General features: G+C 70.4%; 20 protein-coding genes and 1 pseudogene. 11 read left to right on the plus strand and 10 right to left on the minus strand.

Annotated elements, in window-relative coordinates:
- The first annotated feature begins 40 nt into the window (after window positions 1–40).
- On the plus strand, window positions 41–982 hold the full coding sequence (locus tag AC1DE0_RS01955; RefSeq protein WP_478097742.1) for an aldo/keto reductase: 942 nt from the start codon (window positions 41–43) through the stop codon (window positions 980–982).
- Here the strand turns inward: AC1DE0_RS01955 and AC1DE0_RS01960 are convergent.
- Entirely contained in the window at window positions 963–2,300 is a 1,338-nt protein-coding gene (locus tag AC1DE0_RS01960) for an MFS transporter (protein WP_478096564.1), read from the minus strand. The two genes, AC1DE0_RS01955 and AC1DE0_RS01960, sit on opposite strands and share 20 nt — an antisense overlap.
- Window positions 2,297–2,944, minus strand: a complete 648-nt coding sequence (locus AC1DE0_RS01965; RefSeq protein ID WP_478096566.1) for a winged helix-turn-helix domain-containing protein — start codon at window positions 2,942–2,944, stop codon at window positions 2,297–2,299. The genes AC1DE0_RS01960 and AC1DE0_RS01965 overlap by 4 nt, the downstream gene beginning before the upstream one ends.
- Before the next feature lie 266 nt (window positions 2,945–3,210).
- On the opposite strand from AC1DE0_RS01965, the gene rplM reads away from it, so the two are divergent.
- The 6 genes from rplM to AC1DE0_RS01995 all read left to right on the plus strand — a co-directional run bounded on the left by rplM (window position 3,211) and on the right by AC1DE0_RS01995 (window position 11,959).
- A complete protein-coding gene (gene rplM / locus AC1DE0_RS01970) occupies window positions 3,211–3,654 on the plus strand; it encodes a 50S ribosomal protein L13 (protein WP_442290176.1) in 444 nt (147 codons plus the stop codon).
- Window positions 3,655–3,687: 33 nt separating this feature from the next.
- On the plus strand, window positions 3,688–4,197 hold the full coding sequence (rpsI, locus tag AC1DE0_RS01975) for a 30S ribosomal protein S9 (RefSeq protein WP_442290177.1): 510 nt from the start codon (window positions 3,688–3,690) through the stop codon (window positions 4,195–4,197).
- Between the two features lie 272 nt (window positions 4,198–4,469).
- Complete coding sequence (locus AC1DE0_RS01980; protein WP_478096570.1) at window positions 4,470–6,908, plus strand: hypothetical protein; 2,439 nt, start codon at window positions 4,470–4,472, stop codon at window positions 6,906–6,908.
- 175 nt (window positions 6,909–7,083) lie between these two features.
- The gene (glmM, locus tag AC1DE0_RS01985; protein ID WP_478096572.1) at window positions 7,084–8,430 is read left to right on the plus strand and encodes a phosphoglucosamine mutase; all 1,347 of its coding nucleotides are present in this window, start codon (window positions 7,084–7,086) and stop codon (window positions 8,428–8,430) included.
- A 235-nt stretch (window positions 8,431–8,665) separates the two neighbouring features.
- Complete coding sequence (locus tag AC1DE0_RS01990) at window positions 8,666–10,738, plus strand: M3 family metallopeptidase (RefSeq protein WP_478096574.1); 2,073 nt, start codon at window positions 8,666–8,668, stop codon at window positions 10,736–10,738.
- Window positions 10,739–10,774: 36 nt separating this feature from the next.
- Window positions 10,775–11,959, plus strand: a complete 1,185-nt coding sequence (locus AC1DE0_RS01995) for a low temperature requirement protein A (protein WP_478096576.1) — start codon at window positions 10,775–10,777, stop codon at window positions 11,957–11,959.
- Between the two features lie 92 nt (window positions 11,960–12,051).
- Here the strand turns inward: AC1DE0_RS01995 and AC1DE0_RS02000 are convergent, their stop codons facing one another.
- A complete protein-coding gene (locus AC1DE0_RS02000; protein WP_478096578.1) occupies window positions 12,052–12,567 on the minus strand; it encodes a beta-class carbonic anhydrase in 516 nt (171 codons plus the stop codon).
- Between the two features lie 4 nt (window positions 12,568–12,571).
- Window positions 12,572–14,284, minus strand: coding sequence for a fumarate hydratase (locus AC1DE0_RS02005; protein WP_478096580.1), 1,713 nt, complete (start codon window positions 14,282–14,284; stop codon window positions 12,572–12,574).
- Between the two features lie 418 nt (window positions 14,285–14,702).
- Between AC1DE0_RS02005 and AC1DE0_RS02010 the strand changes: the two genes are divergently transcribed.
- The 3 genes from AC1DE0_RS02010 to AC1DE0_RS02020 all read left to right on the plus strand — a co-directional run bounded on the left by AC1DE0_RS02010 (window position 14,703) and on the right by AC1DE0_RS02020 (window position 18,016).
- On the plus strand, window positions 14,703–16,028 hold the full coding sequence (locus tag AC1DE0_RS02010) for an ABC transporter substrate-binding protein (protein WP_478096582.1): 1,326 nt from the start codon (window positions 14,703–14,705) through the stop codon (window positions 16,026–16,028).
- A gap of 78 nt (window positions 16,029–16,106) precedes the next feature.
- Window positions 16,107–17,090: a carbohydrate ABC transporter permease gene (locus tag AC1DE0_RS02015; RefSeq protein ID WP_478096584.1), complete on the plus strand. Its 984-nt coding sequence runs from the start codon at window positions 16,107–16,109 to the stop codon at window positions 17,088–17,090.
- On the plus strand, window positions 17,087–18,016 hold the full coding sequence (locus AC1DE0_RS02020) for a carbohydrate ABC transporter permease (RefSeq protein ID WP_478096587.1): 930 nt from the start codon (window positions 17,087–17,089) through the stop codon (window positions 18,014–18,016). The genes AC1DE0_RS02015 and AC1DE0_RS02020 overlap by 4 nt, the downstream gene beginning before the upstream one ends.
- Before the next feature lie 84 nt (window positions 18,017–18,100).
- Here the strand turns inward: AC1DE0_RS02020 and AC1DE0_RS02025 are convergent, their stop codons facing one another.
- The 5 genes and pseudogenes from AC1DE0_RS02025 to glpX form a co-directional block, all read right to left on the minus strand.
- The gene (locus AC1DE0_RS02025; RefSeq protein WP_478097776.1) at window positions 18,101–18,283 is read right to left on the minus strand and encodes a hypothetical protein; all 183 of its coding nucleotides are present in this window, start codon (window positions 18,281–18,283) and stop codon (window positions 18,101–18,103) included.
- Window positions 18,284–18,342: 59 nt separating this feature from the next.
- Window positions 18,343–18,714, minus strand: a pseudogene (locus AC1DE0_RS02030) (alpha-amylase family glycosyl hydrolase); the annotation flags it as partial.
- Window positions 18,690–20,417 (minus strand): substrate-binding and VWA domain-containing protein, encoded by a 1,728-nt coding sequence (locus tag AC1DE0_RS02035; protein WP_478096589.1) that lies wholly within the window; start codon window positions 20,415–20,417, stop codon window positions 18,690–18,692. The gene AC1DE0_RS02035 and the pseudogene AC1DE0_RS02030, both read right to left, overlap by 25 nt.
- 162 nt (window positions 20,418–20,579) lie before the next feature.
- On the minus strand, window positions 20,580–21,515 hold the full coding sequence (locus tag AC1DE0_RS02040) for a carbohydrate kinase family protein (protein ID WP_478096591.1): 936 nt from the start codon (window positions 21,513–21,515) through the stop codon (window positions 20,580–20,582).
- Between the two features lie 8 nt (window positions 21,516–21,523).
- The gene (gene glpX / locus AC1DE0_RS02045; protein WP_478096593.1) at window positions 21,524–22,516 is read right to left on the minus strand and encodes a class II fructose-bisphosphatase; all 993 of its coding nucleotides are present in this window, start codon (window positions 22,514–22,516) and stop codon (window positions 21,524–21,526) included.
- Window positions 22,517–22,611: 95 nt separating this feature from the next.
- Between glpX and AC1DE0_RS02050 the strand changes: the two genes are divergently transcribed.
- Window positions 22,612–23,358 (plus strand): DUF4245 domain-containing protein, encoded by a 747-nt coding sequence (locus tag AC1DE0_RS02050; RefSeq protein WP_478096595.1) that lies wholly within the window; start codon window positions 22,612–22,614, stop codon window positions 23,356–23,358.
- Between the two features lie 9 nt (window positions 23,359–23,367).
- Here the strand turns inward: AC1DE0_RS02050 and AC1DE0_RS02055 are convergent, their stop codons facing one another.
- Window positions 23,368–23,658: an exodeoxyribonuclease VII small subunit gene (locus AC1DE0_RS02055; RefSeq protein WP_478096597.1), complete on the minus strand. Its 291-nt coding sequence runs from the start codon at window positions 23,656–23,658 to the stop codon at window positions 23,368–23,370.
- Window positions 23,659–23,666: the final 8 nt, after the last annotated feature.

Raw genomic sequence — 23,666 nt, forward strand, 5'->3', positions numbered from 1 at the left:
GAGCGGCGGGGCATAGGTTGGGCGGGTGACGACTCCTGACATGACCTACCGGCAGCTCGGCGACAGCGGGCTGACCGTCTCCACCGTCGGTATCGGCTGCAACAACTTCGGTCGCCGGGTCGACCAGGACGGCACCAACGCGGTCGTGCGGCAGGCGATCGACAGCGGCATCACGCTGTTCGACACGGCCGACATCTACGGTCAGGGCGCCAGCGAGGAGATGCTCGGACTGGCTCTGGGGTCTGAGCGCGAGAACGTCGTGGTGGCAACGAAGTTCGGCATGGACATGCAGGGCAGCAACGGCCCCGACTGGGGCGTGCGCGGTTCCCGGCGCTACGTCCGCAAGGCCGTCGAGGCGAGCTTGCGCAGGCTCGGCACCGACTGGATCGACCTCTACCAGCTGCACCGGCCCGACCCGCAGACGCCGATCGACGAGACGCTCGCCGCTCTCGACGAGCTCGTCAGGGAGGGCAAGGTCCGCTACATCGGCAGCAGCAACTTCACCGGCTGGCAGGTCGTCGACGCGGACTGGACTGCACGCGCCGAGGGCTCGGCCCGCTTCGTCTCCGCGCAGAACGAGTACTCCCTGCTCGAGCGCGACGTCGAGGACGAGCTCGTGCCGGCCTGCGAGCACGTCGGCGTCGGCCTGCTGCCGTTCTTCCCGCTCGCATCGGGACTGCTGACCGGCAAGTACCGTCGCGGCGAGTCGGCGCCGACCGGCACGCGGCTCGCGGGGCTGCCCGACCGGCTCGCGGCCGCCGACTGGGACACCATCGAGCGCATCGAGGCGTATGCCGTCCAGCGCGACCTGCGCCCCATCGACGTCGCCATCGGCGGGCTGGCAGCCCAACCGGCCGTCGCCTCCGTCATCGCCGGCGCGACGCGTCCCGAACAGGTCGTCGAGAACGTGCGCGCGGGGCTCTGGGAGCCGACAGCCGAGGATCTCGTCGAGCTCGACGAGATCACGTCGCCGCCGGTGTGACCTCCGGCGTCGACATCGCCGCGCTGGCGCGCGCCTTCTCGGCACGTCGGGCGTTGCGGTAGAACCAGGCACCCAGCACGCTGAACGCGCCCGCGCACACCATGGCGACCTGCGTCGACACGCGCTCGGCGAGGAGGCCGAAGAGCGGGGCCGAGACTCCGAACGCCACGGACGCCACCATCGAGTTGATCGACAGGACGGTCGCCCGGTTGCGGGCCCGAGCCTCGCGGTGCAGCAGCGCAGAGTGTGCGGGACCGGCCGAGCCGTGGAGCAGGTAGGTCACTCCGTAGGCCGCGATGAGCGCCGCCGGGCCGGCGACGAGGCCCATGACGACGGCGCCGAGCCCGTTGAGGATGCGGGCGAGGATCGCGGTGCGGGCCACGCCGACGCGCCGGCTCGTCCAGCCGGACAGGGCGGCTCCCAGGGCGAACACGCCCCAGCCGGCGGCGGCGACGGGGCCCATGATGGCGCCCGCGCGCTCCTCGCCGCCGACGAGCTCGGCGAGCCGGATCGGCTGGAAGGTCTCGAACACGAGCATGCCCACCGACCAGAAGATCTCCACGCAGACGATGCCGCGCAGCGCTGCGTTGGTGCGGAGCATCCCGAGGCCTTCGCGCACGACGACCGGTGACTCCTTGGCCGAGGCAAGGGCGCGGCGGACGCCGGAGGAGTCGACGTGCTCAGCGGCCCGCGGCTCGCGGAGCAGTGCGAGCACCGCGATGAGGTGGACGACGTTGAGGGCCACGAAGACCGCCACGGGCAGCACGAGCGCCGACGCGCCGGCGAACGGGTGCCACCAGACGAGGGCACCGGACAGCAGGGCTCCGGCGGCGATGCCGCCGCCGAGCACGGTGCCCTGCGCGGCCAGCGACCCGTCGACGTCAGCGCCGGGGTCGGAGGCGTGCACGGTGTCGACGAACCACGCCTCGAGCGGCCCCGAGTCGAGCGCCCGGAAGATGCCGGTCAGCACCGCGGCCGCGAGGAACATCCAGAACGCGTGGGCGAGGAGCAGCACGAGGCTGGCGACGACGTTGACGACGGCCGACACGACGAAGACGGGCCGGCGGCCGAACGCGTCGGCGAAGCCGCTCGTCGGCAGCTCGAGGGCGAAGATCGTCAGGCCGGCGGCCGACGACACGGTCATGGCCTGGGCGATGGTGAGTCCACGCTCGAGCTGCCACAGCGTGAGCAGCCCGACGACGAGGCCGACGGGGAACCAGCGCGTGAAGGTCAGCGCGAGGAAGACGCGGCGGGCCGCGGCGGGGGAGAGGACGGCATACGGCTTCGGGGTGGCCTCACGGCCGGTCTGGTGGCTCATCGTCGGGCTCCGGCTGTGGGTGGACGGTCGAGGTCGAGGGGGTAGGCGAAGGCGTAGACGGCGATGCGGCGGGCCTGCGGGTTGCCCTGCCCGACCCGTCGGTAGCGCTCGATGAGCTCCCACATCTCCTCGCGCATGGCCTCGAGGGACTCGGCGTCGACGAGCACCGAGGCATCGCTCGAGCCGCAGGCGTCCTGCCAGGCGGTGGGCCAGGTCGTGGAGACGTCGAGCCATTTGTCGTACTGCTCGCTGAAGTGGCGGGCGTAGTCGCGGGTCAGCCAGTTGAGGGCGGTCTCGGAGTCCTCGTCGCCCTCGAAGTCGCTGGGGTGCCAGGAGTGGTACTCCGAGCTGGCCTGCCACAGCCGACGCTTGCCCTCACCCTCCTCCGTGTCGTGGACGAGGCCGACCGACTCGAGCTTGCGCAGGTGGTAGCTGGTGGCACCCGAGTTGGTGCCGAGCAGTGTCGCGAGGTCCGTTGCGGTCGACGGGCCCTGCCGGCGCAGGGCGCCCAGGAGGCGTGACCGCAGCGGGTGGGCCAGCACCCGCAGGCTCTCGGGCGTCAGCCAGAGGTTGTCGGGATCGGCAGCCCCGGGCGAGGGGGACGGAGGTGCGGAGGCGGGGCTCGGGCGGTCGTGTGCAGCCATAGTGTGCACAATACCTTTGCACAGTTCGTTTGCACAATAGTTCTGCACGCCACACATCTGGTTGCGTCTCCGCAGGTCAGGGGCGGTATTCCGTGGGTGCCGGCACGATTTGGGTGCGACGGCGCCACCCCGTAACATTGGTGAGGTTGTGCACCGGGCCGTCAGGCGAACCACGCTCCGCAATCCTCAGCGCGAGGCGGGCGACGCGGACCGAGCCCAGCGTCACACCAGTGGCTCCACCATTTCAGAAGCGAAGGCAGACTCCATTGCGCACCTACACCCCGAAGCCCGGCGAGGTCACTCGCACGTGGCACGTCATCGACGCGTCCGACGTCGTCCTCGGCCGCCTCGCGAGCCAGGCCGCTGTGCTCCTCCGGGGCAAGCACAAGCCGCAGTTCGCGCCGCACGTCGACACCGGTGACTTCGTCATCATCGTCAACGCCGAGAAGGTCGCCCTCACCGGCGCCAAGCTCGAGCAGAAGAAGGCCTACCGCCACTCCGGCTTCCCGGGCGGCCTGCGTGCCACCTCCTACACCGAGCTGCTCGCCAAGAGCCCCGAGAAGGCCATCGAGAAGGCCATCCGCGGCATGCTCCCGAAGAACTCGCTGGCTCGCCAGCAGCTCTCCAAGCTCAAGGTCTACCGCGGCTCCGAGCACCCCCACGCGGCGCAGAAGCCCGTCCCCTTCGAGATCACCCAGGTTGCGCAGTAAGCCCCGGCTGCTGCGTAGAAAGCGACTAGACACGTGACTGACATCGTGAACGAGGACGTCCTCGACACCGAAGAGCCCGAGCTGACCGAGTACACCAGCGAGTCCTCGGCGTCCGACTCCGCGCTCGGCGAGCCCAAGCGCGCCCGGCAGGTCTCGACCCCCGGCGCCGCCACCGGCCGACGCAAGCAGGCCATCGCCCGCGTGCGCATCGTCCCCGGCACCGGCGAGTGGAAGATCAACGGCCGTACGCTCGACGGCTACTTCCCCAACAAGGTGCACCAGCAGATCGTCAAGGAGCCCCTGACGCTGCTCGAGCTCGACGGGTCCTACGACGTGCTCGTGCGCGTCCACGGCGGTGGCCCCTCCGGCCAGGCCGGTGCCGTGCGTCTCGGCGTCGCCCGGTCGCTCAACGAGGTCGACTCCGAGCTGAACCGTCCCGCCCTCAAGAAGGCCGGCTTCCTCTCGCGCGACGCCCGCGTGCCCGAGCGCAAGAAGGCGGGTCTCAAGAAGGCCCGCAAGGCTCCCCAGTACTCCAAGCGCTGACGGCGGACCCGGCGACGAGCCCAGCCGCCCGTCCCGGTCCACCCAGCGTGGCTGCACACCAGCCGCCCACAGGCCCCCGAGCAACGCTCGGGGGCCTGTGCCGTCCCCGGGGCGCCACGCCCGTCGGCGTGTTCCGTGGCCCGCGCATCAGCGGGTGTGGCAGCCCTCGTTCCTGAGACGTGTCGGCGCGCGACCTGTCAGATTGCCCCCAAGAGCGACGGGAAAGGCACCCCTTGGAGCAATCTCGCGGACCGGCATGGCACCCTCGTGCCATGCGCTACCGGGGGCTGGGTGAGGTGGGGCTGCTCCTCGTGTCAGGGGCAGGCCTGCTGCTTGCCCTGACCCGGACCGGTTCCGACCTCGGGATGGTGCTGTGGTGGCTGGCCCTGGTCCTCGTCGGGGTGCTGGCGCCGGGCTGGGTCGCCGTGCGCGCCGTGCGCGGCGGCCGCGTCGCCGCCACMGACCTCGGGTGGGCGGGCCCCACGGGGCTCGCGCTGGCCCTCGTGACCTGGCTGCTGGCCCACCTGGTGGGGCAGCGCCTGCCGTCGCTCGTCGTCGGGCCGGTCCTCGTTGCCGGGCTCCTCGCCCTTCCGGCGACCCGCAGACGCGTCCTCGGCCACCGCGCCGACGACGACGAGGGGGCATCCGGCTCCTGGCCCGCCCGGGCGTGGGCGACCCTCGCCGTCCTCGTGCTCGTGGCGGTGCGCTGGGTCTGGGTGGGAGGGCTGGCGCTGATGCCGCCGCGACCCACGGCGACCTACGAGCTGTGGAACGCCGACGTGCTCTACCAGACAGCACTCACCGGCGAGCTGCGACGCGAGCTGGTGCCCGGCTATCCCATGGTCGACGGCGAACCCCTCGGCTACCACTGGTTCTTCCACGCCCTCGCCGCACAGCTGAGCGGCACGGGGGTCGACGACCTCGACATCGCGACCCGCGTGCTCCCCGCGACGTTGGTCGTGCTCCTGCTGCTGCTCGCGGCCGCCGTCGGGCACCAGGTGGTCGGGCACTGGTCCGGTGGCATCGGCGCCGCCGCGGCGCTCGCCGTGGTGCGACCGATGGTGGTCGACACCTGGGTGCAGCCCCCGATCCTCGCCGTGCCCAACTACTGGCAGCTGAGCCCTACGGCCGCGCTGGGCTGGGTCTTCGGCCTGGCCACGGTGGGGACCCTGCTCGCCGTGCTGCGGCGTGCCCGGTCCGACCGTGCCGCCCCGACGGTCCTGGTGCCGCTCTTCGCGGTGGGGGCGGCCGGGGCGAAGTCGGCCCAGCTGCCGGTCATCATCTGCGGCGTGGGGCTGGCCGGCCTCGCGATCCTCGTGGGGGAGTGGCGGCGGCGCTCCACGGGCCGGGGCCGCATCACGGCGTCGGCGCGGCGGTACGCCCTCTACCTCGGCCTGCTCGCCCTGATCACGGCGTTGGCCGTGCTCTTCCTCTACCCGGGGTCCTACGGCCTGCGGTTCACGCCGTCGTTCTGGCCCCAGTTCGAGAGGACGCTCGTTCTCGGTCGGCCCGAGGGCAGCGCCTGGGCCGAGGTCGCGGCGGTGGTCGTGTCGTTCATCCGCCGGTGGGCACCGACGCTGTTCCCCGCCCTCGGCCTGCTCGTGCTGGTGCGTCGCCGGCCGGGTGACCCGGCCGGCTGGCTCGGCATCGGCACCCTGGTCGGCGGAGTGCTGGCTGCCCTGACGTTCCGGCACCCGAGCGGCTCCCAGTACTACTTCGCCATCGCCGCACTGCCCATCGGCTACGCGTTGTCCGGTGCCGGCATCGGATGCTGGGTGCGCGACGAGCTGGCCGCCAGGCGGGAGTCGGCGATCGGGGCGGGAGCCGACGTCGCCGACGCCGACGTCGCCGACGCCACCCCCGGGACCCTGCGCGACCGCTGGTCGCGCGTGCGCGGCCCTGTCCTGCTCGCCGGGGTGGTCGCCGCCGGTGGACTGCTCGTCGTCCTCGTCGTACGCCGGTTCCTGCGTTCCGGGGGGCGGCGTCCGACCGCGCTCACCCGGCCGCACGGCGAGGCCGAGGCCATCACGGCGTGGTTCACGCCCACCCTGGGTCTGCTCGTCGGACTCGGGCTGGTGGTGACCCTCGCCTGGCTGCTGCGACGACGCTCGTCCGTGCCGGTCGTGCGTGGGACCTGGGTGGCACTGCTCGCCCTGGCGGTCGCCGCCGGTGGCGTGCGAGCGCTCGCTCCGGCCCTGTCGCCCTTCAAGCACCTTCGTGTCGCGACGAGCCCTTCGGCAGCGACGGACCGCGACCACCGTCCGGCCCTGACGCCGGCGCTCTTCGATGCCGGGCAGTACCTGAGGCTGCACGCCTCACCGGGCGACGTCGTCGCCACCAACAGGGTCTACAACGGGGTGTCGGCCTCGGGTCGGCCCGACAACCGGGACTTCTCGGTGTCGGCGTTCTCCGGGCTGCGCACCGACGTCGGTGGCTACGGCTACGCCCCTCGCGTGCTCCAGCTCGACACGCCCGGGCAGAGCTACGTCGCGGCGCCGTTCTGGGACCAGCCGCGCCTCGACGCCGAGCTGGCCCTCGTCAAGAACCCCACGGCCGAGAACCTCGCATCCGCCTACCGCACCCGCGGCGTGCGGTGGCTCGTGGCCGACGAGCGATCGGGCCCGGTCTCGCCGCAGCTCGCGACCCTGACCGATCTCGTCAGCCGCACCGACGGCGTGTGGCTCGCGCGCCTGCGGGCACCGAGCGGCTGAGACCCCGCGCACCGTTTCGCACGAGTTGTCCCTTTCGTCCCGCATGGGAAGATCGGAGCAGCTCGTCAGGCGGTTGCCGGCTCGGGCGGTATCGTCGTCCGAGCACGTGATCAGCACATGATCAGCACATGAACTCGGGAGGCCAGGGGGCCACCCCGACCGGAAGGCACACAGCGTGGCTCGACTCTTCGGCACGGACGGCGTCCGTGGTGTGGCGAACAAGGACATCACCGCAGAGCTGGCGCTCGACCTCTCGGTCGCGGCAGCGCACGTGCTCGCCGAGGTGGGTGCCTTCAACGGCCACCGGCCCGTGGCGGTCGTGGGGCGCGACCCCCGGGCGTCGGGCGAGTTCCTCGCCGCAGCCACGACGGCAGGCCTCGCCTCCGCGGGCGTCGACGTGAGGGACGCCGGCGTGCTCCCCACCCCGGCGATCGCCTACCTCGTGGCCGAGCAGGACGCCGATCTCGGGGCGATGCTCTCCGCCTCGCACAACCCGATGCCCGACAACGGGATCAAGTTCTTCGCCCGCGGCGGGCACAAGCTCGCCGACGACCTCGAGGACCGCATCGAGAAGCGGCTCCGCGCCGACTGGGAGCGGCCCACCGGGGGAGCCGTGGGCCGCATCACGCCTCTCGTCGACGGCGCCGACCGCTACGTGGCGCACCTGCTCTCCGTGCTCCCGCACCGCCTCGACGGCCTGCACGTCGTCGTCGACGCCGCCCACGGGGCCGCGTCCGAGGTCGCGCCGCGCGCGTTCCGTGAAGCGGGCGCCCGGGTCACGCTGATCGGCGGCGAGCCCGACGGCCTCAACATCAACGACGGCTACGGCTCGACCCACATCGACCACCTCAAGCAGTCCGTGCTCGAGGTCGGCGCCGACCTCGGCATCGCGCTCGACGGCGACGCCGACCGCTGCCTCGCCGTCGACGCCGCCGGACACGAGGTCGACGGCGACCAGATCATGGCGATCCTCGCGCTGGCCATGAAGGAGCAGGGCGTCCTGCGGGGCGACACGCTCGTCGCGACCGTCATGTCCAACCTCGGCATGATCCAGGCCCTCGGCAGCGCCGGCATCAAGGTGCTCCAGACGGCCGTGGGCGACCGGTACGTGCTCGAAGGCATGAAGGACGGCGGCTACTCCCTCGGCGGTGAGCAGTCCGGCCACGTCGTCATGCTCGACCACGGCACGACGGGCGACGGCACGCTGACCGGGCTCATGCTCGCCTCGCGGGTCGCCGCGACGGGGCGCACCCTGTCTGACCTCGCGGCGATCATGACCCACTTCCCGCAGGTGCTCGTCAACGTCAAGGACGTCGACAAGTCCGCCCTCGAGGCCAACACCGCGGTCGCCGATGCCGTGCGCGCCGCCGAGGGCGAGCTGGGCGAGTCCGGGCGGGTGCTGCTGCGCAAGTCCGGCACCGAGCCTGTCGTGCGCGTCATGGTCGAGGCTGAAGACGGTGACCAGGCGCGCACCCTGGCCGACCGCCTCGTGGGTGTCGTCAGGGCCGAGCTCAGCCTCTGACGCCGTCGACAGCGGATGCTGGAGCCGCGCGGTCCACTCGGACACACGAACGGGCGTCTGCCCGCCCAGCTCACGCTCAACCGCTGGCCAGCACGCGACGTTCGTATGTCGCGGTGGCCGCCGGCCGGCATACCTGCTCGGCTCGTTGACGGCGTCGACGGCGTCGACGGCGTTGACGGCGTCAACGGCTAAATCGGCGTGGAGGCGGCCGCTGGTGCTGCGTAGGGTGCGTGACATGCCCGCCACCACCGAGTCCTCCACTGAGCCCACCCCCGCGCCCAACCCGCTGCTCAGCCCGAGCCCGCTGCCGTTCTCGCTGCCGCCCTTCGCCGTGGTGCGCGACGAGCACTACCCGGAGGCGTTCGACCACGGCATGGTCGAGCACCTGGCCGAGGTCGAGGTCATCGCCACGAACCCCGACGCGCCGACCTTCGACAACACGCTCGCGGCCCTCGAGCGGTCGGGGCGCACGCTGAGCCGCGTCAGCCTCGCGTTCTTCGGCACGTCCAGCTCGCTCGCCACCGACGCCGTGCAGGCGATCGAGGAGGAGTACGCGCCGAAGCTGACCGCGCACGGTGATGCCGTCCGGCTCGACCCGCGCCTCTACGCCCGCATCCAGGCCGTGCACGGCGACGCGGACGCGATGGCCGCCCTCGACCCCGAGTCGCGTCGGCTCGTCGAGCGGCACCTCACCGAGATGACCGTCGCCGGGGCCGGCCTCGACGACGACGCGAAGGTGGCCCTGCGCGACCTCAACGGCCGGCTCGCGACCCTCAACACGCGCTTCGAGAAGCGGCTGCTCTCCGACTCCAACGACCTCGCCGTCCTCGTCGACGACGTGGCCGACCTCGACGGCCTCACGGCCGGCGAGATCTCCGCAGCGGCCGAGGCCGCCCGTGAGCACGGTCACGACGGCAAGTGGTTGATCACGCTCGTGCTGCCCACCGGGCACCCGCACCTCGCCTCGCTGACGAACCGCGACCTGCGCCGGCGCCTCCACGAGGCCCAGAGCGCCCGTGGCAACCGGGACAACGCCGACGACACCAAGGCGCTCGTTCTCGAGATCGTGCGTCTGCGGGCGGAGCGGGCCCGGTTGCTCGGGTACCCGACCCACGCCGGCGCCGCACTCGCCGACTCGACGGCACGCACGCCGCAGCGCGTCTTGGAGCTGCTGGGTCGGCTCGCGCCTGCGGCGGCGCGCAACATCGAGGCCGAGCGTGCCCTGCTCGAGGACGAGGCCGGCCAGCCGATCGAGGCCCATGACTGGGCCTTCTGGGCCGAGCGCGTGCGCGCGTCGAGGTATGCCGTGGACCTCGCGGCGATGCGCCCCTACTTCGAGGCCGAGCGCGTGCTGCAGGACGGCATCTTCTTCGCCGCCGAGAAGCTCTACGGCGTCACCTTCCACGAGCGCGACGACCTCGTCGGCTACCACCCGGACGTCCGCGTCTTCGAGGTGCACGACGCGGACGGGGCGCCGTTCGGCCTCTACCTGCTCGACCTCTACACCCGCGACACGAAGAAGGGCGGGGCCTGGATGAACAGCCTCGTCAGCCAGAACACGCTGCTGGAGCAGCCGCACGCCGTCGTGATGAACAACCTCAACGTCCCGAAGCCCGGCGCGGGCGAGCCCACGCTGCTGACCTACGACGAGACGCGGACCTTCTTCCACGAGTTCGGCCACGCTCTGCACGGTCTGCTGGCCCGGGTCACCTACCCGCACTTCGCCGGCACCCGGGTCTTCCGCGACTTCGTCGAGTACCCGAGCCAGGTCAACGAGATGTGGATGCTCTGGCCGGAGGTGCTCTCGAACTACGCCGTGCACCACGAGACGGGCGAGCGGCTGCCGCAGGAGCTCGTCGAACGGCTCGTCTCGGCCCAGTCCTGGGGCGAGGGGTTCGGCACGGGGGAGTACCTCGCGGCGTCGCTCCTCGACCAGGCCTGGCACGCACTCGACGTCGAGGAGGCCGCGGCCGTGACGGACGTCTCGGCGTTCGAGACAGACGCGCTCGACAAGGTCGGCCTCTCGAACCCCCTTGTGCCACCGCGCTATCGGTCCACCTACTTCGCGCACACCTTCTCCTACTCCTATGACGCGCAGTACTACGCGTACATCTGGAGCGAGGTGCTCGACGCCGACACGGTCGCGTGGTTCCACGAGAACGGCGGCCTGACGCGCGCCAACGGTGACCGCTACCGCCAGTACGTCGTCGGCATCGGCGGTGCGGCCGACCCGCTAGAGTCCTACCGAGAGTTCCGTGGCGCCGACGCCGACATCAGGCACCTGCTGGAGCGCCGCGGCCTCGACTGAGTCCCGGCGGGCGCCCACGCTGGCAGACTCGGCGGGGTGAGCAGTCACCTCAACGGCGTCCCGCTGCGGCGCGCCATGACGCCGCGCGACCCGCACGAGTCGCATCGGGTCTCGACGCCGCTCGAGCTGTTCTTCGACCTCGTCATGGTCGTGGCCATCGCCAGCGCAGCCGCCCAGTGGCACCACGGCATCACCGAGGGACACCTCGGCGACGTCGGCGGCTTCCTCATGGCGTTCTTCGCGATCTGGCTCGCCTGGCTCAACTACACGTGGTTCGCCTCGGCCTACGACTGCGACGACGTGGTCTACCGGGTGCTGACCTTCGTGATCATGACCGGCTCGCTCATGCTCGCGGCCGGGATCCCGGAGCTGTTCCGTGACGGCCAGTCCGTGCTGCTCGTCGCTGGCTACATCGTCATGCGCCTGGCCATGGTGCTGCTGTGGCTGCGCGCGGCGAGCGGTGACGCGCCACGTCGCACGACGGCACTGTGGTACGCCCGCGGGATCCTGCTCGTGCAGGTGTTCTGGGTGCTGCGGCTGCTCGTGCACGACCAGCCCTGGGTGACCCTCACCTTCCTCGTCGGCGTGGCTCTCGAGCTCGCCGTGCCGCCGCTGGCCGAGCGCCACGGGATGACGCCCTTCCACCCGCACCACATCTCCGAGCGCTACTCCCTGCTGACGATCATCGTGCTCGGCGAGGTGATCCTCGCGTCGGTCCAGGCCGTGCAGGGGGCGATCGACGACGTGGTGACGGCCGACCTCTTCGGCGTCATCGGCGGCGGGCTGCTCATCGTGTACTCGATGTGGTGGCTCTACTTCAAACGCGACCATCTCGACCTCTTCCAGCGCGGGCTCCGCGAGATCTCAGTCGTCGGCTACGGGCACTACCTCGTCTTCGCCGCCGGCGCCGCGACGGGTGCGGGTCTCGCCGCGGCGGTGGACGTCGCCGAGCACCACGCCCATGTGGGTCACCGCGCGGCGGGGATCGCGCTCGCCGGCGCGATCACGATGTACCTCGTCGTCCTCGGTGCGATCCGGGTCGTCGCTGACCAGGATCGTCGTCACCTCGCCGAGTCCGTCGTCGTCGCCGCCCTCGTGCTCGCCATCCCGCTTGTGCTGCCCTCGGTCGGGCTCGTCGTGCTGGGTATCGGGCTCGTCCTCACCGGAGCCGTCGCCCACCACGTGTGGCAGACGCGTGATGTCTCGCCAACACCCGCCTGACACGCGCGAACGCCGCGTTCGGCGCCGAACTCACTGTTGGAACAGAGCTTTCGGCACCGAACGCGGCGTTCGGCATGGAACGTGGGTTTGGCTCAGTCGACCTGGCGCAGCAGTCCCGTGTCGACGTCGTAGACGAAGCCGGCCGTCTCGACGCCCTTCGCGATGAGTGGGTGGGTGCGCACCCGGGCGAGGTCCTCGCGCAGGGCCCGCTCCTGGTCGGCGATCGCGTGGAAGGTCATCCACGACGCGTCCTCGCCCGCACTGGCGCCGACCCGCTCGCGCAGCTCGCCCTCGGTGTTCGAGGCCATCGCGCAGCGCGTGTGCGGCACGACGAGGATGCGCTCCACGCCGAGCAGGTGGGTGGCGAGGACGAGTGCCTCCAGCGCGTCGCTGCCGACGCGGCCGCCGGGGTTGCGGAAGATCTTCGCGTCGCCCGGGCGCAGACCGACGAGACCCAGCGGGTCGATGCGCGAGTCCATGCACGTCACGATGGCGACACCCGCTCGGGCGATGCCATCGAATCCGGCCATGTCGAAGCTGTCGGCGTAGGCGCGGTTGGCGGCAATAAGGTCATCGAAACCCCTTGCAGCAGAGGCGTTCTCAGTCACGTGATCACTCCAGTCCGGGTCGCTTGGAAATGGTGAAGGCCATCGGCTTGCTGACCTCTGCGAAGAAGTCGTTGCCCTTGTCGTCGACGACAATGAAGGCGGGGAAGTCCTCGACGTCGATCTTCCACACCGCCTCCATGCCGAGCTCTTCGTACTCGAGCACCTCGACGTGCTTGATGCAGTCCTGCGCGAGGCGCGCTGCGGGACCGCCGATCGAGCCGAGGTAGAAGCCGCCGTGGGTGTCGCAGGCGTCGGTGACCTGCTTGCTCCGGTTGCCCTTGGCGAGCATCACCTTCGACCCTCCGGCAGCCTGGAACTGGTCGACGTAGGAGTCCATCCGGCCGGCCGTGGTGGGCCCAAACGAGCCGGACGGCATACCTTCTGGCGTCTTCGCCGGCCCGGCGTAGTAGACGGGGTGGTCCTTGAGGTACTGCGGCATCTGCTCGCCCGCGTCGAGGCGCTCCTTGATCTTCGCGTGCGCGATGTCGCGGGCGACGACCAGAGGGCCGGTGAGAGAGAGGCGCGTCTTGACGGGGTGCCGGCTCAGCTCGGCGAGGATGTCGTCCATCGGCTGGTTGAGGTCGACCTTGACGACGACGTTGCGGCTGGTCGAGCTGACGCCGATGGCGTCGTCCTCGTGCTCGCCGAGGTCGACCGCGCCCGCATCGGGCAGGAAGCGCGCCGGGTCGGTCTCGAGCTGCTCGATGAAGACACCCTCGGGCGTGATCTTGCCGAGGCACTGGCGGTCGGCGGAGCACGAGACGGCAATGGCCACGGGCAGGCTCGCGCCGTGGCGGGGGAGACGGACGACGCGCACGTCGTGGCAGAAGTACTTGCCGCCGAACTGCGCCCCGATGCCGAACTGGCGGGTCAGCTCGAGCACCTTCTCCTCGAGCTCGGTGTCACGGAAGCCGTGCGCCGTCATCGAGCCCGAGTTCGGCAGCGAGTCGAGGTACTTCGCCGACGCGTACTTCGCTGTCTTCAGGGCGAACTCGGCGCTCGTGCCGCCGATGACGATGGCGAGGTGGTAGGGCGGGCACGCGGCAGTGCCGAGGGAGCGCAGCTTCTCGTCGAGGAAGCGCATCATCGCGTCCTCGTTGAGGATCGCCTTCGTCTCCTGGTAGAGGTAGCTCTTGTTGGCCGAGCCGCCTCCCTTGGCCATGAAGAGGAACTTGTACTGGGCCTCGTGGCCCGGCGCGGTGTCGGCGTAGAGCTCGACCTGGGCGGGGAGGTTGGAGCCAGTGTTCTTCTCCTCCCACGTCGTGATCGGCGCCATCTGCGAATAGCGCAGGTTGAGGCGCGTGTACGCGTCGTAGACGCCCTCGCTGACGGCCTGCTCGTCGGTGCCGGCCGTGAGGACGTGCTGGCCCCGCTTGCCCATGACGATCGCGGTGCCGGTGTCCTGGCACATCGGCAGCACGCCGCCGGCGGCGATGTTGGCGTTCTTGAGCAGGTCGAGCGCGACGAACTTGTCGTTGTTGCTCGCCTCGGGGTCGTCGAGGATGTTGCGCAGCTGCTGCAGGTGCCCGGGTCGCAGGTAGTGGGCGATGTCGTGCATCGCCGTCTCGGTGAGCAGTCGCAGGGCCTCGGGGTCGACCTCGAGGAAGGTGCGGCCCCCCGGGCCCTCGACGGCGCGCACACCCTCGGTCGTGATCAGCCGGTAGGGCGTCTCGTCGGCGCCGATCGGCAGCAGGTCCTCGTAGCTGAATTCCGCCATGTCCTCGTTTCGTCCTTCCGGCGCTCCGAGGTCACGCCGTCGCGAACCTGACGCCGCACCGAGCCTATTCGGTCGCTCCGGGCAGGTGCGCGCCGGCCCAGCACGTGAACCCGTTTGAGGAACGGGCCCGAGCGGGTAGTGGCCTGATACGGACAACCCGACCGACATTGGACGCGTGTGGGCGCGCCTGTGCCGCAGTACTGGACAGACGCGGTCACAACTCCGCAAATTTTTGCACCACTATGGCGGAGGTCACACTTCTGGTGTTGGGTGAGAGAGACGGACACACGACGAGGCGACGCCGCCCCGTCTGCACGACACCCGGCTCCCGAGTCGGGCTCCTGTGGAAGCCGGTCACCCAGCGTGGCTGGTCAGCTTGGGGCCAACGCAGCCCCCAACCCTCTGAGGAGGAGCAGGAATGTTGAACCGGAAAGCGGGGCTCACTGCCCTGATCGGCATCACCGTCGCGGGACTCGCGTCAGGATGTTTGTCGTCTAACTCGGGGACCTCGACCAACGCCGGAACGGCGGGTGGTCCGGGAAAGAGCACCGTCGAGGTCATGTACGGCCTCGGGCCGGACACCGAGCCGGGCTTCAAGGTCGACGTCCAGAACTGGGCCAAGCAGAACAACGTCACGGTGAAGTTCACCAAGGCCGGGTCCTGGGACACCGAGATCCGCACCCGCGTCCAGGGCGGCAACCCGCCCGATGTGGGGCTCTTCCCGCAGCCGGGACTCATGTGCGACCTGGCCAAGCAGAAGAAACTGGTCCCCTACGACGACGCGACCGTCGGCACCGACAAGGCGACGCTCGTCCCGGGCCTCGTCGACGCCGGCACGTGCGCCGACAGCAAGGTCTATGGCCTGCCCAACGAGGTGAGCGTCAAGAGCATCCTCTGGACAGACGCACCCGCCTTCAAGGCGGCGGGCTACCAGGACCCCAAGACGCTCGACGAGCTGCTGACCCTGACGCAGACCATCAAGTCGCAGGGCAAGACGCCGTGGTGCATCGCGGCCGAGTCCGGAGCGGCCACCGGTTGGCCGATCACCGACTGGATCGAGGACCTCGTCCTGCGCTTCGCCGGACCCGAGAACTACGACAAGTGGGTCAAGGGCCAGCTGAAGTTCAACAGCCCGGAGATCAAGCCGGCGTGGGAGTACTTCCAGAAGATCGCCTTCGGTGACGGCTTCGTGCGAGGCGGCACCAAGTCCATCGTGGCGACCGCGTTCGGCACCGGCGGCAACGCCCTGTTCACCCAGCCCCCCGGCTGCTACCTGTTCAAGCAGGCGACCTTCGTGGCCAACAAGGGCGGCTTCCCCGACGCCGTCATCGCCAAGGTCGACACCGAGACGAAGCCGCTCGCCTTCCCGGCCAAGACCGAGGGCGACAACCCGGTGCTCGTGGCCGGCGACCTCGCGGCCGCGTTCAACAACGACCCGAACACTCTGAAGCTGCGCAACTTCATCGCCAGCAAGGAGAACGGCACCCAGCAGGCCAAGAACGGTGCGTTCTCGCCGCACAAGACGGCTGACGTCTCGCTGCTGCCCAACAAGACGCTCCAGACCGTCGCCACCGACGTGCTCTACAAGGCGACGGCGGCCCGCTTCGACGGTTCCGACGCCATGCCCGCCAAGGTCGGTGCGGGAACGTTCTGGACCGAGCCGGTCAAGTGGCTCTCGGGCCAGCAGGACCTCGACACGACCCTCAACAACATCGACGACAGCTTCCCGAAGACCAGCAGCTGACGCCGCCTGGCCGCGGGGGGACCAGCCCGGTCCCCCCGCGGTCGACAGCGCGTTCTCCCATTCGAGAGAGGAAGTGCCATGGCCATCAAGGTCCTCAACGCGGTGATCGCGATCCTCGGGGGCATCGGCGGCGCCATCATCATCTTCTGGATCCTCAACAAGCTCGCTGAGTCGCTGAAGGGCCGCTGGGAAGACCGGGTCAAGCCGTGGATGTTCGCCGGTCCGGCGATCCTCGCCATCGCGGTGTACCTCATCTACCCGGCGATCGTCACGATCCAGTACAGCTTCGCCAACGAGGACTCCACGGCGTACGTCGGTTTCAAGAACTACACGGACGTCCTGACCGACAAGACGTTCCTGCAGGTGCTGTTCAACAACGTCCTGTGGATCATCATCGTGCCGGCCCTGACGGTGGTGCTCGGCCTCGGCGTCGCAGTGCTGGCCGACCGGCTCCGGCCACGGGGCGAGAAGTCGGCGAAGACCTTCATCTTCCTGCCGATGGCGATCAGCATGGTCGGTGCTGCGACCATCTGGCGGACCATCTACGACTTCCAGCCCGAAGGCAGCCCTCAGACCGGCCTGCTCAATGCCATCCTGGGGTTCTTCAACAAGTCACCCGTGTTCTGGTACGGCACGGACACCCTGCACCTCAACAGCCTGCTGCTCATGGTGATCCTGATCTGGACCCAGGTCGGCTACTCGATGGTGCTGCTCTCGGCCGCGATCAAGGGCGTGCCCGAAGACACGGTCGAGGCGGGACGCATCGACGGCGCCGGTGAACGCCGAATCTTCTTCAGCATCATCATTCCCCAGATCTGGCCCACCGTGATCACCGTGTTCATCACGGTGCTCATCGGTGTCATGAAGGTGTTCGACGTCGTCTACGTGACGACCAACGGCGCCTACAACACCGACGTCATCGCGCGGCGCTTCTACGACGAGCTGTACACCCAGGGCAACAACGGCTACGCGGCCGCGATCGTCGTGATCCTGCTCATCGCGGTCATCCCGATCCTGATCTACCAGGTCCGCCACTTCAAGGCCGAGGAGGCAGCACGATGACCACGACTATCCAGCCGGGCACCGGCACGCCCGCCGACGAGCCGCAGATCATCAAGCAGAGCAAGCCGGGCAGCGGCGCCGGGTCGGCCACCTGGCCGGTGCGCGTCGGGCTGCTCATCCTCTGCATCGCGTGGATGATCCCCGCTCTCGGCATGCTCATCAACTCGTTCCGCCCGCGCGACGAGCAGTTCGGCTCGGGCTGGTGGACCGCGTTCTTCAACCCGTTCGGGTCGTCGTGGACCCTGCAGAACTACAGCGACGTGCTGACGAACGACGCCGCCGGCATCCCGATGTCCCAGGCGTTCATCAACAGCCTGATCGTGGCGCTGCCTGCGACGGTCATCCCGATCCTCATCGCAGCGTTCGCGGCATACTCCTTCACCTTCATGCAGTGGAAGGGTCGCGACGTCGTCTTCGTCATCATCGTCGGCCTGCTTGTCGTGCCCAACCAGGTGGCGTTCGTGCCCCTGGTGAAGCTCTACGGGTCGTTGGGCCTCAACGGCACGTTCCTCGCGGTGTGGCTGGCCCACATCGGGTTCGGCATGCCGCTCGCGGTCTACATCCTGCGCAGCTACATGTCGGGTCTGCCCAACGCCGTCATCGAATCGGCCAAGATCGACGGCGCCAGCCACTTCACGACGTTCTGGCGCCTCATCATGCCGATGTCGACGCCCGCGCTGGCATCGTTCGCCATCTTCCAGTTCCTCTGGGTCTGGAACGACCTGCTCGTGGCGCTCATCTTCCTCGGGCGCGGCGACAACACGGTGGCGACCGTGGCCCTGCAAGGACTGCAAGGGCAGACCGGCCAGGGCAAGGAGCTGATACCCGCGGCCGGCTACATCACGATCATCGTCCCGATCCTGGTGTTCCTGGCCCTGCAGCGCTACTTCATCCGCGGCATGACCTCGGGCGCGGTCAAGGGCTGATCCCAGCCAGACGACCGCGACACTGCTGGCCCGGAACCTGCGAGGTTCCGGGCCAGCGGCGTGGGGAGGCCCGTCGCCCGCAGCTCAGGTGCGCTCGCTCACGACCCACGCCGTGGTGTTCGGGCCGAGCCGGCCGTCGGCGAGCAACGGCCCCGAGCTGAGGACCACCTGTCCGGGCGGGAGCCCCGACAGTGCGCCCACGAAGCAGGTGACCACGGTCCAGGCGCCGCGGGTGAAGTGCAGCTCGCCGGGCCCATCGGCGTCCACCCACGAGAGGTCACCGACGGACGGCTCGGCGAGGAGCCTTCGCCGAACCGGAGAGCGGCCCGGTAGAGGTTGAGCGTCGAGTTGGGGTCGTCCGCCTCTGCGGCGACGGCATAGCCAGAGAACCACTCCGGCTGGGGCGGATGCGCGGGGCCCGGTCCGAAACCGAAGGAGGGGCCGTCGGGGGTCCACGGGATCGGGACCCGGCAGCCGTCACGTCCCTTGGCCAGGTGGCCTGTCCGCTGCCACGTCGGGTCCTGGAGCCGGTCGCGGGGGATCGTGGCGACCTCCCGAAGACCGAGCTCCTCCCCCTGGTAGACGTAGGCCGATCCGGGCAGCGCCAGGCCCGGGTCCAGAGCACGGCGAGCCCCGGCCACGGGCGGTGCCGGGAGCCGGGGTTCGAGCGACGTCAGACGCAGCGACCGTTCGTGCACTCGTGGTCGAAGAGGGCCCGGGCGAGGACCGTCGTCATGTCGGCCGGCGAGGGCGCCGCGTAGAAGTCGGAGTAGGTCATCTTCGAAATCTGCGTCAGCGCATTGGGGTCGACGTCGGGGCCGATGCCGATGGTGGTGATGGCGATCGGCTTGTTCGGGTCGCTCGCGGCACGCAGGTTGGCCTTGAGCTGCTCGAGCGAGATGCCGTTCGGGTCCTCGTTGCGGCCGTCGGTGAGGATGACGACGGCGTTGACGCGATTGGGGTCGTACTGTGACTTCACCTTCTGGTACGCCGCCCAGATGGTGTCGTAGAGGCCGGTGCCTCCGCCGACGTTCTTGGCCAGCGACGCGACCGCGGTGGCCGCCTGCGCCCGGTGGCTGTCGTCGTCGAGGCGGCCGATGGGGGCCAGCTCCTTGTAGTCGACGCCGCCGCCACCGAGGCCGATGGAGAAGGCCCACAGGCCCAGCTTCGTCGTCTTTGGCAGGGCGGCGAGGGCGATGCCGGCCGCCTCCTGCGTGATGGCGACACGCGTCGTGTTGCCCACCTTGTCCTTCATCGACCCGGACACGTCGAAGACCGAGAGGATCGAGAAGTCGGTCGTGGCCGACTGCCACACGTTGGTCGCGGCGGTCACGGCGGCCGCGTCGGGCGTGTCGCCGATCTTCACCTCGCCGACGCTGCCCTTCGGGGTCGGCATGGTCACCGGCACGGCTGTCGAGCGGATGCCGTACGCGGCGAAGATGCTCGCCGCGCGGGGGGTCATGAGGTACGCGCGGAGCAGCTCGACCGCCTGGTCTCGCACCGGGTCGGTCGCGACGTTGACGAGCGAGAACTCGAAGGCGGGCGTGCCCTCGCTCGGAGTCACCGAGACCATCTTGTGGTCGGGGAAGATCCGGTTGTGGTCGATGAGGTCGGCCTCCGACACCGGGAAGGCCGGGGCCTGGTCTGGCGTGGCGTTGTAGACGCCGAAGAGGTCGTCGATCGAGGGGGCTGCGCCCTTGGCGAGCTTGGGGATCACGACTCGACCCTGCTCGGCCGACAGCTTCGGCAGGGCGGACGCGAGGGTCAGCATTCCGGCGGTCGTCGAGCGGGGGTCGCTCATGCGGATCGGGCTTTCGGACGCGACGAGGTCGAGCCACTTGGGCTGCGCGTCGAGGGTGGCGGCCTGCTTCGGGTCCATCGCGATGACGAGGGGGCTCTTCGCGAAGGCGCTCGCGGGCTTGGCGTTGAGCTTGGCCGTCTCGTTGACGCGCTCCACCCAGCGTGGCGAGTCGGGGATCCAACCGTCAGGCCGGTCGGGCTGGCCCTGACCGAGACCGATCATGGCCTCGATGGGGGCCTTGCCGCGCACGACGTAGTCGACGCACGGCGACTGGGGGTCGGCCTGGTACTCCTTCGCCAGCGCGAGCACCGCGGGCTGTGCGGCCTCGGAGACCCAGAGCGACACCGGCGTGCGGTCGGGGCAGTTCTTGCCCGGGGCCGCGGTGAGGGCGGCCACCGGCGTGGTCTCGCGCCCCTTCCACCAGATGAAGCCGCCGAGACCGGCTCCGGCGAGCAGCACGACGCCCAGCATGGCCGCGATGATGCGGTTGCGCCGTGCTGCCGCGATCCTCGCCTCGAGCGCCTTACGGTTGGCCCGGCTCTCGACCAGGCTCTTCTCGTACGGGCCCATGGGGCGTTGTGGAGGGGTGGGGTTGGACACGAGGTTTCCTCACATGAGGACGCCCCGGCACCGGGGCGTCAGGGTGAACCACCGGCCAAAACTACCCGGCGGCTCGCGCAGAATGGTGCCTGACCCCGAGGCATCTTGTCGAATGTCCGAGTTGTCCCCCAGAACCGTCCTCGGGGTCTCTCGTCGAGGCTGTCAGGGCAGGTCGGAGCGGGTGGGGGCATGCGCGCCGGCACGCCCCACGGTGAGCGCGCCGGAGGCCAGCGCGCGCTCGACGGCGGGAAGGACGTCGGCGAGGTGGGCCTGCTGGAGGCGGGCCCGGGCGTCGGGGCCGCCGAGCAGACCGGCGTCGATGAGCCCCGAGACGAGGCCGGCCATGAAGGAGTCTCCGGCCCCGACGGTGTCGACCACCTCGACCCGAGGCGCCGGCAGGGCCTGCTGCTCGCCCGTGCGGCTGACCAGCACCACGGCACCTTCGGCGCCGCGGGTCATCACGATCACGGCGGGGCCGAGCTCGCTCCAGGCCCGCAGGACCTCCTCCTCGGACTCACCCGGGCAGAGCCAGGCGATGTCCTCGTCGCTGACCTTGACGAGGTCGGAGAGCCGGATGGAGTCCTCGATGGTGCGCCGGGCCTGCTCGGGCAGACCCATCAGCGACGGCCTGGCGTTGGCGTCGTAGGAGACCGTGGCCCCGAGGTCACGGGCCACGGCGAGGATCTCGCGGGCCTGGCCACCGCCGGGCTCGAGCACCGCGCCGATGCTGCCGGTGTGCACGTGGCCGTATGCCGTGAGGCCGGGGACCGAGGCCACCTGCCACTCGAGGTCGAACACGTAGGTGGCGGCGCCCGTGGCGTCGAGGGTCGCGTGCGCGACCGACGTGAAGGGCGCACCCTGGGAGCCGGCGGTCAGCGCGACTCCGCGCTGACGGCATACCTCCTCGATGCGGCGCCCGCGCTCGTCGGTGGCGATCCACGTCGCGAGGTCGACGGGGTGGTCGAGGGCGGCGAGGCCGAACGCGACGTTGGCCGGGCTGCCACCGACGTGCTCCTCGGTGTCGCCGCCCGGAGTGGTGACGGCGTCGATGAGCGCCTCGCCGATGACGAGGGTGCGGAGGGGGGTGGTCTGACCCATGTCGCCCCTCAGTCCTCGATCATGTCGGCGCTGCCGAACCAACCAGGGCGGTCGAAGCGGTGCTCGCTGTCGATGGTGCGGATCGTGCCGCTGCGCGAGCGCATCACCAGAGAGTTGGTGCGGGCCGACTTCGCGCCGTAGCGGACACCGCGCAGCAGCTCGCCGTCGGTGATGCCGGTCGCGACGAAGAAGCACTCGCCGGTGACGAGGTCGTTGGTCGACAGCACCCGCTCGAGGTCGTGGCCGGCGTCGAGGGCCTTCTGCCGCTCGTCGTCGTCCTTGGGCCAGAGGCGACCCTGGATGACGCCGCCCGTGCACTTGATGGCGCACGCGGCGATGATGCCCTCGGGGGTGCCGCCGATGCCGAGCAGCAGGTCGACACCGGTGCCGGGACGGGCGGCCATGACGGCACCCGCGACGTCGCCGTCGACGATGTAGCGGATGCGGGCGCCGGTGTCGCGGATCTCCTGGGCCAGGCCTTCGTGGCGCGGCCGGTCGAGCATGACGACCGTGACGTCGGCGGGCGTCTCGTTCTTCGCCTTGGCCACGCGCCGGATGTTCTCGGAGACGGGGAGGCGGATGTCGACGACGTCGGCGGCTTCGGGACCGGTAGCGAGCTTGTCCATGTAGAACACGGCGGACGGGTCGTACATGGCGCCCCGGTTGGCGACGGCCATGACGGCGACGGCGTTGTTCATGCCCTTGGCGGTGAGCGTGGTGCCGTCGATCGGGTCGACGGCGACGTCGACCTCGGGACCGGTGCCGTCACCGACCTGCTCGCCGTTGAAGAGCATCGGGGCGTTGTCCTTCTCGCCCTCGCCGATGACGACGACCCCTCGCATGCTGACGGTCGAAATCATGGCGCGCATCGCCTCGACGGCGGCGCCGTCGGCCTTGTTCTTCTCACCCCGCCCCACCCAGCGGCCGCCGGCCATGGCGGCTGCCTCTGTCACACGAACCAGCTCGAGAGCGAGGTTGCGATCCGGCTGGCTGTGCTTCATCAAGGTCCTCCGTCGGCGCAGAACGAGTCGGCGCCAGCCTAGCGGTGGGCCCACCCGGGTTTGGACGGCGTCCGCGGGTCGGGGACGATTGAGGCATGAGCACCCCGTCGACGCCGTCGACACCACCGACGTCCGCGGCAGCTTCGACGCCTGCCGAGCCTGACTCCGCGGCCACCGAGGCGACCTCCGAAGTGGCCCCGGAAGCGGCCCGGGAAGCGGCCCCTGAGGCGGCGCCGGAGGGAGCGCCCGAGAGCGCCCCGGCGCCCGCGAAGAGCCGCTACTCGATGGGGACCCTGCCCAACATGCTGCGCTCGATGCTCGTCATCGGGCTGTTCGTCCTCGCGCTCGTGGCCATCGTCCCGCGCATCACCTCGGTGCAGCGGCCGGCCGTCGACGCCGCCGGCAAGGCCGGTCAGGTCGCGGCCCAGACCACGTGGCCGATCCAGCTGCCCAAGGGCCTGGGCGACGGTTGGGTCTCCACGGTCGCGACGTACGCCCCTGGCACCGAGGGGGTGCCGACGTTCACCACGGTCTGGACGACGCCGAGCGGCAAGGACATCGCGCTGAAGCAGGCGGTCGGGGCCACCGACGGCTGGGTCCGCCGCTCGGTCAACGACGGTGCGCCATCGGGCTCCGCAAAGGTGTCGGGTCGTGCCTTCGAGCGCTTCGTCGCCCAGGACGCCGGTCAGATCGCCTACGTCGCCCGCGGCACCGGCGCGAAGGGACTCACCCTCGTGGCCAGCGGCACCGCGCCCGAGGACGAGCTCAAGGCCTTCGTCGCGGCGCTGGCCCCCGTGTCGCCCGCTCCGGGCGTCAGCCCGGTGCCGCCGCCCACGAGCTGAGCTCGATCGTCAGGCGTCGTCGTCGTCGAAGACGGCGTCGTCGGCGTGGACCTGCGTGGCGGGATCGGCGGCCGGGGCGGGTCGCGTCGCCCGCTCGATCTCGGCCTGGGCGCCGTCGAGCCAGGTGCCGCAGTGTGCCGCCAGCGCCTCGCCGCGCCGCCACAGGTGCATGGAGTCCTCGAGCGGAGCCTGTCCGGCCTCGAGCTTGGCGACGATGCCGATGAGCTCCTCGCGGGCGTCCTCGTAACGCATCGCAGCGATGTCGGGGAACGTGCCGTCGGTCGAGGTCGCGTCAGCCATGGGCGTCA

The sequence above is a fragment of the Terrabacter sp. 05T424 genome (assembly GCF_056396225.1).

Coding starts and splice junctions, on each gene's coding strand:
- AC1DE0_RS02020 (WP_478096587.1), top strand. CDS start 17,087: ATGACCACGACTATCCAGCCGGGCACCGGCACGCCCGCCGACGAGCCG.
- AC1DE0_RS02040 (WP_478096591.1), bottom strand. CDS start 21,515: ATGGGTCAGACCACCCCCCTCCGCACCCTCGTCATCGGCGAGGCGCTC.
- AC1DE0_RS02015 (WP_478096584.1), top strand. CDS start 16,107: ATGGCCATCAAGGTCCTCAACGCGGTGATCGCGATCCTCGGGGGCATC.
- AC1DE0_RS02005 (WP_478096580.1), bottom strand. CDS start 14,284: ATGGCGGAATTCAGCTACGAGGACCTGCTGCCGATCGGCGCCGACGAG.
- AC1DE0_RS01990 (WP_478096574.1), top strand. CDS start 8,666: ATGCCCGCCACCACCGAGTCCTCCACTGAGCCCACCCCCGCGCCCAAC.
- AC1DE0_RS01955 (WP_478097742.1), top strand. CDS start 41: ATGACCTACCGGCAGCTCGGCGACAGCGGGCTGACCGTCTCCACCGTC.
- AC1DE0_RS01960 (WP_478096564.1), bottom strand. CDS start 2,300: ATGAGCCACCAGACCGGCCGTGAGGCCACCCCGAAGCCGTATGCCGTC.
- glpX (WP_478096593.1), bottom strand. CDS start 22,516: ATGAAGCACAGCCAGCCGGATCGCAACCTCGCTCTCGAGCTGGTTCGT.
- AC1DE0_RS02050 (WP_478096595.1), top strand. CDS start 22,612: ATGAGCACCCCGTCGACGCCGTCGACACCACCGACGTCCGCGGCAGCT.
- AC1DE0_RS01965 (WP_478096566.1), bottom strand. CDS start 2,944: ATGGCTGCACACGACCGCCCGAGCCCCGCCTCCGCACCTCCGTCCCCC.
- AC1DE0_RS02055 (WP_478096597.1), bottom strand. CDS start 23,658: ATGGCTGACGCGACCTCGACCGACGGCACGTTCCCCGACATCGCTGCG.
- AC1DE0_RS02010 (WP_478096582.1), top strand. CDS start 14,703: ATGTTGAACCGGAAAGCGGGGCTCACTGCCCTGATCGGCATCACCGTC.